The sequence below is a fragment of the Thalassoglobus sp. genome (genome assembly GCF_048270125.1).
Lineage (GTDB): Bacteria > Planctomycetota > Planctomycetia > Planctomycetales > Planctomycetaceae > Thalassoglobus.
The window spans coordinates 141,727-157,490 of the sequence record NZ_JBLWTN010000004.1 but is presented as its reverse complement, the minus strand read 5'-3'; the positions used below and the strand labels follow the sequence as shown (position 1 = coordinate 157,490).

Sequence of the window (15,764 nt, the reverse complement as noted above, 5' to 3'; positions counted from 1 at the left end):
TGCTTCCGACTTGAGATTTTTTTACTTGATCGCTGGTTACTCGGCAGCGTTCGCCAGTCCCATCAGACAATCAACGACCTTCGCGACATCGGAGAAGTCGTCAAACAGATAATCGGGTTTTGCGTCTCTGAGAACTTTCGCGTCATAGATACCCGTGGCAACCGCAATCGTGCGTGCTCCGATGGCGCGTCCACAGGTGACATCGGAAGGAGTATCTCCGATCACCCAGACAGTTTCTCCGGGAACATCGCAGTCCAAATGCCGGATCGCTTCCTGGAGTGCAAGTCGAGCGACGTCATCCCGGTTGTGATGCACGTCTCCAAACCCGCCGAACTCAAAATGATGATCCAATTTGTAATGTTGCAACTTGACGTCCGCACCAACCCGAAGATTCCCCGTCAGCAATCCGAGCGACACCGATTCGTCTTCGCTCAACCGATTTAGTATGTCCACGATTCCGGGGAGCACGTTGCCCTTTTGAGTTGCCAATGAGTTTGGAAGGTGAGCCAAGTACGATTCGAGAAAGCTGTTCCAATTCTCCTCGGAGAGATCAATCTTGTGATGATTGAAGAGATCCGTGGTAATCGCTTTATCGGTCCGTCCGGCAGCGCGAATATCCTCGTATGGACCTGTCACACCGAAAACGTCCAGGAGCGCCTGCTCCATCGCATGTTGGCCCGCTCCACCGGAGTTGAGTAATGTTCCATCAATATCAAAGAGACATACAGTCGACATCATTATTCAAGCAAACTCTAGTAAGGGATATGATCTGAGCCGTCCCCAGAATCCGATATCATCTGGCTGGGCTCTCAATGTTGGAAAAATTGATGGGGCTCAATTCAGCCTTCCAAGTCAGTTCTTTGGGAAGTTGCCTAGCCTTCAATTTGTGAGAATAGTAGTCTGCAAGTCTACAGGCGAGAACCAAAAGCGTGATATCATGCTCGAAATCGTTGATTTCCCAAAAGCGAACAGAAATCTGCCCTGATGAAACAAAGTCTTTTCCATATTTTTGCTGCGATTGTGCTCTCTGGTTCGAGCTCTGCGTTCGCGGCTGAGAAGCCGAATATCCTGTTCATCTTTGCAGATGACCAGTGCTACGACACGATTCATGCCCTTGGAAATGACGAGATCCGCACCCCAAACCTCGATCGACTTGTGTCAGAGGGGACAACCTTTACTCAGTGTTACAACATGGGTGGATGGAATGGGGCAATTTGCGTTGCATCGCGGACGATGATCAACACTGGTCGCTACATCTGGCACGCGAACGAAGTGAACGCCGATCTCAAAAAAGAAGTTGAGAATGGCCGGTTCTGGGCGGAGCACATGAAGTCCGCAGGGTACCGGACATACATGACCGGCAAGTGGCACGTGAAATACGACGCTGCGAAAACATTTGACGTGACTGACCACATCCGTGGCGGAATGCCTAAACAGACTGAAGTAGGCTACAGCCGTCCAGTGGAAGGCCAACCAGATCAGTGGAGTCCCTACGACAAAAAATTTGGGGGGTTCTGGGAAGGTGGAAAACATTGGAGCACTGTTGTCGCGGATGATGCACTTTCGTTCTTCGAAGACGCAAAGGCTCAAGACTCTCCCTTCTTCATGTACATCGCCTTCAATGCTCCGCATGATCCAAGGCAGTCGCCCAAAAAATTTGTCGACATGTACCCTGAAGACAAAATCAGAGTGCCGGCAAGTTTTCAACCGCTGTATCCTTATCACGAAGAGATCGGTCTCGGGAAGAATCAACGCGATGAAAAACTCGCCCCTTTTCCCAGAACCGAATATTCCGTGCGAGTGAACCGACAGGAATATTACGCAATCATCTCCCACATGGATCACCAGATTGGTCGCATCCTGGATGGGCTGGAGAAATCTGGCAAACGGAATAACACCTGGATCTTCTTTACTGCTGATCACGGACTGGCCGTTGGCCACCATGGAATGATCGGCAAACAAAATATGTACGACCACAGCATTCGAGTTCCGTTCATGGTGGTCGGTCCGGGCGTCCCTAAAGGGAAGAAGGTTGACACATCAATTTACTTACAGGATGTGATGCCAACGACTCTGGAACTTGCAGATGTCAAAAAGCCGAAGCATGTGGACTTCCATAGTCTCCTGCCGATTCTCAGCGGCGAACGAACCAAGACATATTACCCAGCGATTTATGGTGGCTATATTGACCTTCAACGAATGGTCAAACAGGATGGATACAAATTGATTCTGTATCCGAAAATCAGCAAGGCCCGTCTGTACCACGTCACAAAAGATCCGAACGAACTCGACGATCTTTTCGACAATCCAGACACGCAAGCAACGTCTCTTAAGCTCTTTCAGTCGCTGCTTGAACTCCAGAAAGAAAATGGTGACACACTCGACCTCAAGGCTGCTTTTCCACACTTAGCAGCTGGATGACGAAGTAACATTAACAAAGCTGTCAGACCGCTGTCATCCACATGAATGACGCTCGCTTGATCAGTTTTGTTAAAGCAAAGAAGTCCCGCCAACTCTTTTTTATTCTGGATTCTGGAGTGAATTATGGCAAACAAATATGTCGTGCGTTACGGAACAATGCGATTCCTGGGTGAGTTTAGTGCCAAGGGACCGCAAGAATTTCAACGTGGTAACCAGGTGGTTGTTCGCAGCCATCGCGGAACAGAATGGGGAGAAATCCTTTGCTCTGCCAACGAGCGGACAAAGGAGTATCTTGGCAAAGAAGACGCAAGTGGAAAGATTCTCAGGGTCGCGGGACAGGAGGACGAGAAGACTCGCACAGAGGGCTGGGCTCGCGAGCAAGAATCTTTCCAGAGTGGCAAAGAGACGATTGCAGAAATGAAAGTGCCGATGCAATTGGTCGATGTGGAGCGATTGTTCGGCGGTGAACGTGTGATTTTCTACTTCCTGTCCGAATCGAGAGTCGATTTCCGCGAGTTAGTGAAAACACTTGCTCAAAAATTCAATACTCGCATCGAGATGAGGCAAATTGGAATTCGGGACGAAGCCAAGCTCATGGCAGATTACGGGGATTGCGGGAAGCCTGTCTGCTGTAATACGCATCTCACCGAAATGCCTCCGGTTTCGATGAAAATGGCGAAAATGCAAAAAGCTTCGCTGGACCCAAATAAAATATCAGGGCGTTGCGGAAGGCTGAAGTGCTGCCTGCGGTACGAATACGACACTTACGAATCGTATCGGCGAGAACTTCCCAAGATCGGCAAAATGGTGCTCACGAAACAAGGAAAAGGGAAAGTGATCGCGCAGGAAATTCTTGCACAAAAGATTCTTGTCTCATTCGAAGACCACCGTAGAATTCTTGTCGATTCTGCCGATATTATTACCGTGATTAGTGGTGGTTCACAAAAAACACCACCACAAGAAAAGACCCCTCCCGAGGATGCGAAATCTGCCGAATGAGCGAGAACATTTTCATGGAAGACCTTTCCTCAATTGCACCACACGTAGTATAGTTAGTACAGAGTATCCTCAGAACACGATGATATTCATTTCCCCACTGTTACATTCATCCCCGCCAATCGGTGTTTCAAGAGACGGAGTGGCTCAATGAGTCTGCCAAGCCCAACTGCCCCCTTAGAAACGAAATACCACCAGGATGCGTACCGCTTTATCTACGAAGCGCTGCACCATACTCAAAATAAGTTGGACCGCAGTTCTTCGCTCAACGATGAAGAGGACGCCCACATTACAGGTCAGGAACTCATGCATGGTGTGCGTGAGTTGGGAATCCTTCGATATGGTCTTTTGACAAGTCATGTCTTTGCCCATTGGGGAGTCCACAGCACTGGCGATTTCGGACGCATTGTCTTCGACATGATTGAGCGAGGAGAAATGCGGAAAACAGATCGAGATCAGTTGAGTGATTTCTTCGATGTGTATGACTTCGAAGATGCCTTTGATCACAACTACGAGATTGTTGCCCCCCAGAGTGATTCAGAATAAAGACCCAAAGTCACAATTCATCGCGAAGACGACTCATCGTGGATTTTCACGGTGGGTCGCCCGGAGCAATTCTGGTTAGAACCAGTCCTGAAATTCCTGGAATGGTCATTTTTCTCAGTGCTTGAGAGAGCAAATTCCAAAATCAATTCTCCAGTATTTATCGAATTGGCGTTCGCGATCAGCCTCGTAACGAACAGCAGTTTGACTGGGGAAACGTGGTCGACACAGGGCCACGGAAGAGCAAACTGCTCTCAGAGGTCCCCTCAGACTCTATAGTGTATTCAGTCCGTGATGATTGAATGCGAGAATTGAACTCAACGAGATCCCCAACGACTGACGGAGTGCGTTCGTGCCAGAGAGTGATCGACCACAGGTTCGCCCTCCATCTTCCCGGCTGACGATCGCAATGCTTCTCGGAGCAATCTGGCTCTCCATTTTATTATGGATGACGCTCACCACAGCGAACCCAACGACTCTGAACCGGTTTCAGGTCCAGAACTCAGACTTAATTGTCCAAGGACAATTTGACGATGGACTCAAGAAGTTCACTATCGAGAAGTCCTGGCCCGAAGATGCAGAGCAAGACTCAATTCGATTCCACAATGTCATGGAACTCTCAGCGAGTCCCGGTATAAAATATCTCGTTCCGGTCGTGAAGATCGAAAACGTCTACTACGCGACTCCAACCAAAGTCCGCGGAAAACCACTCATCTATCCCGCGACTGAAGATGCAACGCAGCAATTAGAGTCGCTGTTGAACGAGCCAAAAGACTAAAGCAAATCCTCTGTTAGTCTCGACGTTCTCTGTCCCTCATCAAGTGTCATTCGAAACTGACACAAGAAGCACGAATATGTTTTATTCGACAGCGATGTCAGTCTCTGCCGATTTTAAATCCAGTTCTTTGATCCAGATGTTTCGATAGCGAACATCGTGGCCTTCACACTGAAGCTTCAGTCCACCGGGAACATCGGTGATTCCACGCCCACCGTCGTTGCCGCCATCGATTCCGGAATTCGGTCCGCCCCAAACCTGATTGATTTCCTGGTTCACGTGTACCTTCTTTCCATTGAAGTACATTGTGACCATCGCTTTTTCAGATCGCTTCCCATTTTCGAATCGAGCAGCGCGGAAGATGATGTCGTAAGAATTCCATTTTTTGAGACCGTTGTATGCGTCGTAGGGTGATTCGGTTTCATTAATCACCGCCCCCATTCCATGCTTTGTCTTGTCACCATCCAGAACTTGAATCTCATAACGATTCTGCAAATAGACTCCACTGTTGCCTCCCGGTTTCATAATGAGAAACTCAACATGGGCTCGAAAGTCTCGGAATTTTTTCTTTGTGACGATGTCCGCAGTCCCGTACTTTCCACCAGCAGCGACAGGGTCGTCTGTCATGAGAACCGTTCCGTCATCAACGGGGTCGTCCACAATTTTCCATTTGATCGGCAACGAAGAGGCGAATCGCGGACCTTTCCAATATGTCCATTTCTCATCGAGCATTTCACGACTTCCATCGAAGAGAACTTCTGCACCTTCGGGAGCCTGTGCGCCAACGCCCGTTCGCTCCGCAGCGTGCAAAGGCATTTGAACAAGAAAAAGAATGGCCGAAATGGATATGATGAAAGGCTTCATTGAGAGTCCTGATTTCTAGAGTAACGTCCTGGCGAACGTGAATGGGCACGATTCGAAATGATCAGACCGGCATTTCTCCTCGCTCCATGCGTGCTTCGATTTCGTGAACGACTTCAACGATATCCGCAACAGACTCAATGATAATGTGCGCCCCCGCTGCATGAAAACGCTCTTCAGCAGCCTGACACTTCTCTTGAAGTTCTGCTGGTGAAATCGCTTCGACTTCCTGCTCGCTGAGTCCGACACAATTGCCGGTCCGAGTGATCGCGACGGTCCAACATCCCGCGTTGCGACCCGCTTCGATCCCTACTGGCGTGTCATCCACTTTGATCATCGACCACAACGGATAGACCTCTAATTGTTTTGAAACCTCGTAGAGAAGATACGGGGCAGGGCGGCCTGCCGGGGCATCTTCCGAACAAACGAGGCAATCGGGCTCGTAACCCTGCTCCTTCGCTGCCGCTGTGACAGATTCCATTAACTCGTGTGTGTAGCCCGTCGACGATCCAATCTTCAAGCCGAGCGCACGACACTCCTGAATGGCCTCCGCCACACCTGGAATGAGTTGACTGTGATCTTTAAGCGTCTTCTTTTGCAACGGAAGAAAATCTGCATACATCGCGTCGATATCAGCATCGCTGCAAGGGCTGCCATATTTTTCTTCCCAGGATTTGGCAACGCTTGGCATGGCGACGACCGTGGCGATATGTGCCCGCTTGGCCATCCCCATCGGCTCGCGAGCCTGCGCGGCTGTCACTTTCACTCCACGTTGACGAAAAATTTCCTGAAACACAATTGCCGGAGCACAACTTCCGTGGTCCACAGTTGTTCCTGCCCAGTCAAATACGATTGCATTGAGATGTTTCAACGTCTTTGTCATTTTATTTCTCCAGTCCAAGTATTCCATGCCCGATCGGCCAATCCGAACGACATTGTCATTCCGGCCCCGCCGGGGCCAACAAAAATTTGTACGCCATCCTCTGCTTGTGCTTCGAAGACCGGCAAACTCGGATGTTTGGCGTAGATCCCGTGCCAGCGTTCTTGAATCGTCCAGTCTTGCAACTGAAAAACTTTGCGAAGTTCTCGCAGCATGAGCTCATCGATTTCTGATTTATCAAACGGAGTGATCGCATCGCCATATTCATGTGAATCACCGAGGATAGTTTCTCCATTCGGAAACGTCGAAGTCATCACATGAATCCCGAACGTGTCCAGTTCAGGGGATTCCGTCGCGATGCGTCTCTTCAGTTTCTCAAGCGAGGGACAAGTTTCAAATGAAGAATAATGTCGCAGGGTCAGTCCGCTTGCCAGGTGTGGTGCGCCAGACTTGATCTCAGGTTGGGCAACCGACTTGAGCATTTGCAGCTTACAAAGTTTGAGTCCCGAATTTTCAAGAATCTCGCTATACAACGTTTGAAGATCACTCCCACTGCAAACGATGATTTGATCTGCCTTCCAGCGTTTTCCATCTGCGCTTTGGATTGTCTTGTCGTTGATGGAAGTGATTTGTGTCTCAAAGCAAGCCTCAACCCCTTGCGTTTTCACTAACCAATCAACGATTTGAGCGCTGGCAACGCGGGGATTGACTCGCAATTCCGTCGGGCTGAACATTCCGCCGAGTAAGCCAGTCGGGTTGGCAAGTGGTGAGCGTTTCAGAACTTCCTCTGCGGAAATCATCACGCATTCATGCGTTCCTTGCTCACAGAACTCGCTGAGCAGATCGAGTTCGTCCTGATGATGGGCGAGATGAATCGAGCCGCATTCTTCGACCTCCAGAACACCCGCCTTTCCGAGCATGATCCAGTAATCGCGAGACTTCATTGCGACTTCGTAAAGTTCGCCGGCTGGCTGCCCGATGGGCCAGATCATGCCAAAGTTCCGAACGGAAGCCCCTTGCGCCTTCGAACTCCTTTCAAACAGTATCACCTTCAACCCACGTCGAGATGCCATCAAGGCGTGAGCCAAGCCGACTATACCGCCTCCAATCACGGCAACATCATATTGAGGAGTCATTCCACGCTCCTTTTGAAAGCGACTTCACTAAGATATTTTTTAAAGTGTGAGAGTGGTGACGTTTTGACTGTGGGATCTTTGGCGGTATCGTCCCAACGTCGCAGACGAACGGCGTCTTGAGCAAATGGGTTCAGTTCAAAATCAGAAATTTCATGTTCATTCATCGGTCCCCCTTGTAGTCCCAGACTGACAACCGATGGCTGACTCAACGTGCTGAAGTAGTCAGGTTCGATCGCACAGAGATAACGTTTCGCCACAACATGCATGCGGATCGGTTCGGTCACAGCTTGCGGAAACAATTGACAGGCAAATCGATACCCCAAATTTTCGTGGTGGTCGTCAATTCCCTGATCTGGAGCATTCTCCGGGAGGTTGTGAAGCAAGTGTCCAAGATCGTGGAGCAGGGCAGCGACGATCAATTCAGGAGATGCATTTTCTTCCTCAGCGAGTGTCGCGGCCTGAAGTGCATGCTCAAGCTGAGTGACATTCTCCCCGCCATATTGAGAGTTGCCATGTCTCTCGAACAGATCCAGAAGTTCACGAATTGTCGGTGTTGCCATGGAATCCTGGCCGAATCGCAATGCGAACCGGTTTTGCGTTCTGAGCAAACTCAATCGCTTGATTCACATCGGTGAGCGAAAATGTTTTTTCAACCAACTCGCCAAACGGAAATCTGGAATGAGAGTCACTGAGAAAATTAATTGCTGTGAGCAAGTCTACAGGAGCATAATTATGGACTCCACGGATGCAAAGCCAGCGTCGAACGATGCTTTCCGGATCAAGAGAAACCATTGGTGACTTCATCACTGACCCCACCAACACGACACTGGCTCCGATGGCTCCCAATCGGCAGGCCGTCTCAACAGCTTCCGAGGAACCAGAGAGTTCAAGAATCAGGTCGAACTTTCCATCGACAGAGCATGCAGAAGCACGCTCGCTGAACTCTTCGTCGTTATTACTCCATTCGATTGTTGAATCGGCTCCGAACCGTCTCGAAAGCTGTAAACGCTCTGCATTTGTATCACAAACAGTCACATGAGCGGCAGCATTTGATTTCGCAAACGCAGCAGCTGTCAGCCCCAGCATTCCTGCTCCGAAGATCAGAACTCGGCGACCTTCGATGATTCCCCCAACTCGATAGGCCGCTGTCACAGTGGCTGTCGCACAATTTACGGGGCAGATGACTTCCGCTGGGAGCGCGGGATCGACCTTTACGATCGCCGAACCTTCGCGAAGCAGGATAAAATCTGCGAGCCCTCCACTGAGCGCATATTTTCCTTCAGCGATATCATGCCCATACTTGGCGATCGAATGACACTTTTGAGGCAATCCGGAAAGACAGCGAGCACATTCTCCGCATGAAATACAGGTCGACCAGGTCACCCGGTCACCGACTTCGAGTGAAGTTCCTGAAACGTCACACAACGGTGGAGAACCAAGACGTTCGACGACACCGAGAATCTCATGCCCCAATATTGAAGGGGTCGGCTCTTTTCTTTTTCCGCTGATGGTGTGTAAGTCACTTCCGCAAACTGTGCAACATTCAATTCGAACGAGCGCTTCATGCGCAACTGGTGTTGGGATTGGAAACCGCAACAGTTCTAACGGCTCACCAGCCTCTTGAAAGATGGCAGCGAGCGAAAATTCTGAGTCGGTATCGGGTGGGCCTGATTCCAGCAACGTATTTCTGTCCAGTCTGCGATTAAACGAAACGATTTCTCATCATAGTTCTGGTTGAGGAATCGGTTCAGGAAGAACTTCCACCTCGGCAAGCACTTCGTTTTCCAGAGTCTTGCTAAAGAAGAAAACGGCCCCGATCAAGCTGACAATAGAAAGACCAGCTACAAAAATCATCGAAAACCGAAAGAATGGCAGGATCTGATCGCTGTCTGGAACCTTCGATTTGACCATCAAAAGAGTCGCATACCCCAAGTAGCCAATGGCATCGGCAAGGTACATGAGAAACCCCAAATTACAGGGATGCTTCGAAGCTGCAATCAGTCGCTCAAAAACGGTTGTATGAAATGCCACATACGGGAGATACATCCCGACACCGCACAACACCATAAATACAAACGGAGAGATTTGACTGCTGGATTGGAGAAACGCAGAAGCGGCAACCAGAAGGAACGCAAGACACATCATGGCAACGGTATTTCGAATCGCCGTCACGTTGTTCACAAAGCAGACAGCGAGTCCATTTAACGCCGTGACGCACAATCCGACAACCATTTCCGACCGGGCAAAAACGGACGGAGTTTCAGTGACTCCCATGGCCTGCCAGATTTCGACACCGAAGTCATCACGGATTGTTCGAATGACCGTTAAGGCAACATACACCAGCACCATCAACGCCAGCCCGGGCCAATACGCCGCGAGGAATTGATTGCGCTGTTTCCGATCCATCGCATTTCGCACTTTACGAAGCTTTCGATCTGTCTGGTCAGGAGGAGGCGTTACCTGTAAGGCCAGTACAGAGAGAAGCAATGGGACGAGGAAGATCGCTCCGGTCATCATCGGCATATGAAATTCACTGACACCGTGAGCTTCAATCAACCAGCGTCCGACCGATTTCACGACACCAGAAGAAATTATAAAACTGGCACAGAGTACAGCAGAGAGTGCTTCGGTTTGCTTACGTCCTTCCAGGTAAGAGAGCACGATTCCGAAGATCATGCCCAGCGGTAACCCGTTAAAGAAGAGCATGATCACTTTGACGGGAAGTGGGCCATAAGCAAATCCGACCAAAGCCAACTCAGCGACAAGAATCAGTCCAATAATCGAAGAGGCCCGGTATTTAGCGGGCATCTCTGCCACAACTTTAATCCCGATAAATTTGGAGACCATGTAGCCTGCAAGTTGGGAGATCACCAAAACGGTTTTCAGCCCTAGACCCAGAAACTCTTGCCCTTCGTATGTGCCTGCAGCGAACGGCTTCCGAAACGCGTACATGCAGAAGTAAGTACAGAACGCTGCGGTCGCCGCCAAGATCAGCGAGCCGACGTGGTTTCTGTTCGCATGTTCTGAAATTTGGTTCTCAGTCATAGTGCGCCGTTTTGCTCACGAACTCGACAACGAATTTATGAAGACTACACCAAAAAGAGTAGTAAGTTCGCATTAATTTTGTGTAAAGAATTGACCAGCAATTTCGAAGTTCATACTGTTTTTTTCCTTCGAATTTCCCACCATGCTCTCTGCAGCAGTCCACCTCAATCATTTTCACGACTTCTAGAGCAGTTTGCTCTACCGTGTGCCCGTGAAGAACGCATTTCGCTAGTGAAAATGCTGTTCGCCACGAGGCAGATCCTGCAAACCAATTCGAAAGATGCTCTATAGAGCTGGTCCTGAAACTTGAAATTGCTCTCTCAAACGTTGAGGAAAGCGACGATTCCAGAGGTTTTCGGACTGGTTCTAGAATGTTCTCCGCGAGAGAGTGGGTGAGGATCACATCATCAAATGCGATAAAACGCTTTCAAACATTTTCGTGTTGCCAGTCTCCGCGATGTCTGCTTTTCATGAGATCGACACTCAGCAGACTCGCACTGCCGAACTTCGAAGTGATAGATTGTGTCTTCTCAAAAAACCGTTACGCCGCACGATAATGGATCACCACGATGGTCGAATTCCTGGATATTTTATTTGAAAAGCTGGAGGACCATTGGGTCAAGATTGTGACAGCTGCGATCTTCATGTTCGTCGGTTGGTTGTTCGGGAAACGTCGTGCTGCGAAAAACTGGGAGAAGCGAGAGTTCTTTGATCGCCTGAATGTTTCGCTGAATATCATTCGAGACGGAAACCTCAAAATCCGGACACTGAATGAAACTCGCTGCGAACTGCTGTTTCCTAATTCTCAAGCGGCACAAGCAGTCATCGAGGCAGCTAAGAAGACAACTCTTGAAGATCCTATCCTGCCGTTGCCAGAGAAAGACTACTGGTATTACCTGAATGCTGTGCTGAATGAAATTTCCGAACAATTCGCAACCGGGGCTCTCCGGTCTGATTTGGGGCTTCCGGTCTCGTGCGATCAGTTTGTCATTTGTCTGACCAGTGAGGCCGATGGCAATATCCGTATGCGAAAGGTCCGCGCGATGGTGATCCGAAAATCTCTCCTGGAAAATCTTCCAAAAGAGTGCCCCAAACTTGCACGCAAGCAGCACAGCACACGCTGGGGAACTCTTCAAAAACTGGCTGCCGCATACAAGACAACTCCTGAGCGTTTCATGGTTGTTGAATTGTGCCAATAAAAAAATCGCCACACACATTTGCTGTGCATGGCGACTCTGAAAGGTCATTGTGAAAGAATTGTCATTGTGAAAAACGGAATTGTTGTTGATCCTCCTGTTGTCCCGAATGACAAGTCATCGAACTTTTCGAGGGTACTTAGACCTGCTCTTCAAGCTCCTCTGAATGTCAACTCAGGAGTACAAAACGGACTGGACTGAACTGCTGATTCCTGGAACTTTTCATGAAATTGATGTACGTGTTTTAGAAATCGCCAATCACTTCATTTCCTCTTGCAGTACTTAGTCCTCGCCAAAGTCCCAGGTCGATATTCTCTGAAACAAAGCGAGTTGAACCATCAACCAAAACGGTTTGAATTCCTCCAACATGGTTGCTTCTCGACCCAAACATTGTCGGATTGGCAGTCGTGGAAACCGCACATGGCAAATTCTGTTCGGGCTGGTTATTACAGTAATAAGATGAATAAATTCGATCTGGAGCTGAGCTGTTCGGTGGTAGATATGTTGTGAACTGAGAAGCATCTCCCCACCACAGGAAACCTCGCAAATCTCTGCCTTGTCCCTGAAGCACTTCGGCGACCATCATCGTGGATGATGTCCCGTCTGTCACATCTCGGAATCGTTTATTCCTGGCTGGTGTATTATTCCCGGAAATTCGGAAAGGCGCTTCTCCAAATGTAACTCCGTTTAATGTCGCCTGTTGAGCGTAGCCTGTGTTTCCAAAATTCACGGCATAGCTGTGATTCGTAATACTTGAGAAGGGTGCATTATCCAAATCACTTGGGCAAGAAAGTGTCTTAAACCGGGTGCGCACAACAGGTAAGTTAACGGAATGGTTGTAGCGAGCTGTATCTGAAGGGATTCCATACTTACGATTTTTCTCGTATCTATCGTAAAGAGCGGTCTGCTCAATATATGGCATGATGCCCACCACCCAAGTTCCCCAGCAACAGCTATACTGTGCAACCGGAAGGCCGTTGTTGACCTCGTGGTAATTGTGCATCGCAATGCCGATTTGCTTCAAATTATTTTTGCACTGAGTCCGCCGTGCAGCTTCACGAGCTTGCTGGACTGCGGGAAGCAACAGTGCGACCAAAATTGCTATGATTGCAATAACCACTAGCAATTCGATGAGTGTAAACCCATCCATTCTTCGTTTACGGTAAGGCATGAATTTATCCTTTAATAAAGGGAACGAAATATAAAGATCTTAATACAAGATCTATTCAGCTAGAATTTCGAAATCAAAGACGTTATCCTTGCCCGCTTCTACGCTTTTAGTAAGAGTGCTTTCCGTATTGTATTTCGCTGGAATTTTCTCGACCGCCAACTTGTTTGATTCTCCCGGCACTTCTTCTCTTTCTGCAGTCTCATCGGCAGAGTAGATGCGAACAGTGTAGTTCCCGGGGGGTAAGCCTTGTGCCGTCGCAATTGAATACTTTCCATCTGCAATCACCGCCCCAGACATCGTTCCTTTTGCCCCCTGAGGTTGGAACTCAATCGATCCAGACTCAACCGGTTGCCCGTTCAATGTGACAGTCCCGGAGACGGACTGTCGGTTGAGAGGATTCTTGGAACCACAGCCGACGAATAAAATTGTTGTCAAAAAACAAACAGTCACGCACTCGATTTTTTTGTAGGGCTGCATGAACGGTCCTGCCAAATTTGAATGAAAATTATTGAAATGATTCAGTGATCAAGCTCGGAGGAGAAAGAGAGGAATTGAGTTTAGGTTCCATGCTTGAATCGAAATGAAGGGTGTTGATTTAGTAGCAGAGAATTCGGCTACCATTTGTCAGGGTTTTACTTGTTTTCTCGATCCCGACCTCATCACATAAACCTCCATTGTTTCGTAAACGGAAATAACCTGTCAAGACAGATAAGCTTTTTTTGATCATTCAATTTGGTAAACATTCACAGATTTCCGATTTCAAGATACTGAGGAGCGACTTTTGTAAAGAGTCTCTTCAAATCTGATGCACACCTGGCAGCCAGCCTGCAATTAATATTTCCAGGAACGATCTCATTAAATTCACACTCGACGTCAGGGTTGCAACTTTTCTTCTTTGAACAGAATCTGTTGGTAATCTTGAAGTCGACGCGGTATTCTCGACTTCAATGAACTGGGCAAGTTGAAGTGGACTCGTTGACCAAGGTGATGCCGATGACGCAGACTCAACTCTGCCGCGTGACAACGCTTCTACCATTCCTGCTCAGCAAGAGGATCTGTGGTGCCCCCCTTGCACCGCGGTGCCTCTTCTCGTTCTTGTTCTTGCTCTTCATAATTTGTGCTCCTCATTTTGCTTCTGCACAAAAAGAGGCCGTCCCACAACTTGAAATTCGCAATCCAAATGGAGTGATTCCTCAACCAATCCCGATCCAGCGATTTCAGAAAATTCGTGTCAGGGGAAATGGCCAAAACTTCCGCATTCAGCAGCCTTTTGTCGTGAGAGGCGGGGCACTTGTTCGGTCTCAGCCTCAACAATTCGACCATCGACTCAAAGAGAAAGGACTTGGGAGCTTTGAAAACCGGATCCGGGCCTTCCTTGTGGCTCAAGCGAACTGGGTTGAGAACTGTTGCGATTTAAGCATGGAGCAAAAACGTGCTTACGCTCAACTCATTGAGAAGGAACTAGAAGAGTTACGAGAGAATCGGGCGAAATACCATTTCACTCTCAGAGATGTCTTGCCGATCACGCTGACAACTCATGGGGTGAATGGTCGGTTTTCAGATGACTCAAAATGGCACGAGAAAATCAAGGATCTCCTGAGTGAAAATCAGGGAGAGCAGTTCACCGAAGAGCAGATCTCACGAAACGATCGGCTCCTTTCCGCTCTCGTCGACCACAGCTACTGTGATTTGACTGAAACCCTTCACTTCACTCCCGATCAGGAAGCGAGTCTCAAAAACCATTTCAAAGCTTACCTGAAAGATTCCGATTACCCGTTCTACACGACCAAGCTCGACTCAGTCGTTTTCGACTATCACAGCACTTTCAAGCTTTTGAAAGATTTTCCAGAAGACCAACTGAGTCCACCTCAAAGAACCGAGTTGAAGCGAATTACTCAAATTGACAACGTTCTGCTCCGTGGCAATCAGCCACGAGCACTCAACATCATCCAGATCAATTTCTCAACATCCGACAAAGACTTCTCATTCGATGAAGCGATCCAAAATTCCCTTGATGAAACAAAGCTACGAGTAAGACATCACCTGCAACTCCACACAAATGAGATGGCAGCGATTCTGAAATTAACAGAGGAAGAGTTGAAACAGCTCGAACTTGCACAGCTTGGCGTAGCCCAATATCTCGTTGAAAACCAAAAGAAAACAGTCCGAGACAATGTCCAGAAAACTCAAAATCGCCTTGAGCAAAGGGGACTCGGGAAAGCTTCAGCGATTCAAATTGTCTTCCCACAGCTAAATGACACCACAATTCTGACGCACCCCATCTTCACTGAAGTCATCAAAAACCTTGGTCCACGTTACGAAGAGTATCAACAAATCCTCAGAGAACAGACACGAGTGAGTCAGGTTTCGTATCTGGTTTCTTTACTTGACCGAGAATTGTGGTTATCGCAAGCACAAAGCGAGTCGCTGTACAATTTGCTTGAATCTCGATTTGCGGTTCAGCCAGAAGAGTTGTCTTCGGAGATCAATGAAATTGTTCTCGTCGCATTCGCCTTGAATTCGATTTCGGACACCGAAATCGAGCAGATTCTGGATGCACCGCAAATTCAAGTTTGGCAAGAACTGAAGCGTCAATTTGTGTTCCAGGACAAGACCACTGCGATCCTGAATTTCCCTGACGAAGGGTCAATTATTTTCAAACTTCCCAAGCAGACATCGAACTGATTTGAGCCGAAGAGTCTCCATCTGGTATTATTTCGTTCACGATACCAACTCGTTT

At 48.4% G+C, this 15,764-nt stretch carries 15 protein-coding genes; 6 read left to right on the top strand and 9 right to left on the bottom strand.

The genetic code is table 11. The annotated features are described in order from the left end of the window. Positions 1 to 36: 36 nt before the first annotated feature. Positions 37 to 738 carry an HAD family hydrolase gene (locus ACN0YR_RS06855; RefSeq protein WP_417848454.1) on the bottom strand — a complete coding sequence of 234 codons (702 nt, stop codon included), beginning with the start codon at positions 736 to 738 and terminating at the stop codon, positions 37 to 39. 246 nt (positions 739 to 984) lie between these two features. Here ACN0YR_RS06855 and ACN0YR_RS06850 point away from each other — a divergent pair, with 246 nt between their 5' ends. From ACN0YR_RS06850 to ACN0YR_RS06835, 4 genes are all read left to right on the top strand, one after another. Next, the gene (locus ACN0YR_RS06850) at positions 985 to 2,421 is read left to right on the top strand and encodes a sulfatase-like hydrolase/transferase (RefSeq protein ID WP_417848453.1); all 1,437 of its coding nucleotides are present in this window, start codon (positions 985 to 987) and stop codon (positions 2,419 to 2,421) included. A gap of 123 nt (positions 2,422 to 2,544) precedes the next feature. After that, positions 2,545 to 3,420, top strand: a complete 876-nt coding sequence (locus tag ACN0YR_RS06845) for a PSP1 domain-containing protein (protein ID WP_417848452.1) — start codon at positions 2,545 to 2,547, stop codon at positions 3,418 to 3,420. A 147-nt stretch (positions 3,421 to 3,567) separates the two neighbouring features. After that, positions 3,568 to 3,963: a Minf_1886 family protein gene (locus ACN0YR_RS06840; protein ID WP_417848451.1), complete on the top strand. Its 396-nt coding sequence runs from the start codon at positions 3,568 to 3,570 to the stop codon at positions 3,961 to 3,963. Between the two features lie 349 nt (positions 3,964 to 4,312). Then, entirely contained in the window at positions 4,313 to 4,738 is a 426-nt protein-coding gene (locus ACN0YR_RS06835; protein ID WP_417848450.1) for a hypothetical protein, read from the top strand. Positions 4,739 to 4,819: 81 nt separating this feature from the next. Here ACN0YR_RS06835 and ACN0YR_RS06830 read toward each other — a convergent pair whose 3' ends face one another. The 6 genes from ACN0YR_RS06830 to ACN0YR_RS06805 all read right to left on the bottom strand — a co-directional run bounded on the left by ACN0YR_RS06830 (position 4,820) and on the right by ACN0YR_RS06805 (position 10,657). Continuing rightward, entirely contained in the window at positions 4,820 to 5,551 is a 732-nt protein-coding gene (locus tag ACN0YR_RS06830; RefSeq protein ID WP_417848634.1) for a 3-keto-disaccharide hydrolase, read from the bottom strand. Positions 5,552 to 5,660: 109 nt separating this feature from the next. After that, positions 5,661 to 6,479, bottom strand: coding sequence for a phosphonoacetaldehyde hydrolase (gene phnX, locus ACN0YR_RS06825; RefSeq protein WP_417848449.1), 819 nt, complete (start codon positions 6,477 to 6,479; stop codon positions 5,661 to 5,663). Further along, complete coding sequence (locus ACN0YR_RS06820; protein ID WP_417848448.1) at positions 6,476 to 7,612, bottom strand: TIGR03364 family FAD-dependent oxidoreductase; 1,137 nt, start codon at positions 7,610 to 7,612, stop codon at positions 6,476 to 6,478. Before ACN0YR_RS06820 ends, phnX begins: the two co-directional genes overlap by 4 nt. Beyond that, entirely contained in the window at positions 7,609 to 8,172 is a 564-nt protein-coding gene (locus ACN0YR_RS06815) for a phosphonate degradation HD-domain oxygenase (protein ID WP_417848447.1), read from the bottom strand. The genes ACN0YR_RS06820 and ACN0YR_RS06815 overlap by 4 nt, the downstream gene beginning before the upstream one ends. Continuing rightward, a complete protein-coding gene (locus ACN0YR_RS06810; RefSeq protein ID WP_417848446.1) occupies positions 8,150 to 9,292 on the bottom strand; it encodes a zinc-binding dehydrogenase in 1,143 nt (380 codons plus the stop codon). Before ACN0YR_RS06810 ends, ACN0YR_RS06815 begins: the two co-directional genes overlap by 23 nt. A gap of 42 nt (positions 9,293 to 9,334) precedes the next feature. Next, positions 9,335 to 10,657 carry a DUF5690 family protein gene (locus ACN0YR_RS06805; RefSeq protein WP_417848445.1) on the bottom strand — a complete coding sequence of 441 codons (1,323 nt, stop codon included), beginning with the start codon at positions 10,655 to 10,657 and terminating at the stop codon, positions 9,335 to 9,337. 569 nt (positions 10,658 to 11,226) lie between these two features. Here ACN0YR_RS06805 and ACN0YR_RS06800 point away from each other — a divergent pair. Further along, positions 11,227 to 11,856 carry a hypothetical protein gene (locus ACN0YR_RS06800; protein WP_417848444.1) on the top strand — a complete coding sequence of 210 codons (630 nt, stop codon included), beginning with the start codon at positions 11,227 to 11,229 and terminating at the stop codon, positions 11,854 to 11,856. Between the two features lie 241 nt (positions 11,857 to 12,097). Here the strand turns inward: ACN0YR_RS06800 and ACN0YR_RS06795 are convergent, their stop codons facing one another. Both ACN0YR_RS06795 and ACN0YR_RS06790 read right to left on the bottom strand, forming a co-directional pair. After that, positions 12,098 to 13,024 carry a DUF1559 domain-containing protein gene (locus ACN0YR_RS06795; RefSeq protein WP_417848443.1) on the bottom strand — a complete coding sequence of 309 codons (927 nt, stop codon included), beginning with the start codon at positions 13,022 to 13,024 and terminating at the stop codon, positions 12,098 to 12,100. 51 nt (positions 13,025 to 13,075) lie between these two features. Then, positions 13,076 to 13,501, bottom strand: a complete 426-nt coding sequence (locus ACN0YR_RS06790) for a carboxypeptidase-like regulatory domain-containing protein (protein ID WP_417848442.1) — start codon at positions 13,499 to 13,501, stop codon at positions 13,076 to 13,078. Between the two features lie 516 nt (positions 13,502 to 14,017). Between ACN0YR_RS06790 and ACN0YR_RS06785 the strand changes: the two genes are divergently transcribed. Continuing rightward, positions 14,018 to 15,709 carry a hypothetical protein gene (locus ACN0YR_RS06785; protein WP_417848441.1) on the top strand — a complete coding sequence of 564 codons (1,692 nt, stop codon included), beginning with the start codon at positions 14,018 to 14,020 and terminating at the stop codon, positions 15,707 to 15,709. Positions 15,710 to 15,764 lie beyond the last annotated feature (55 nt).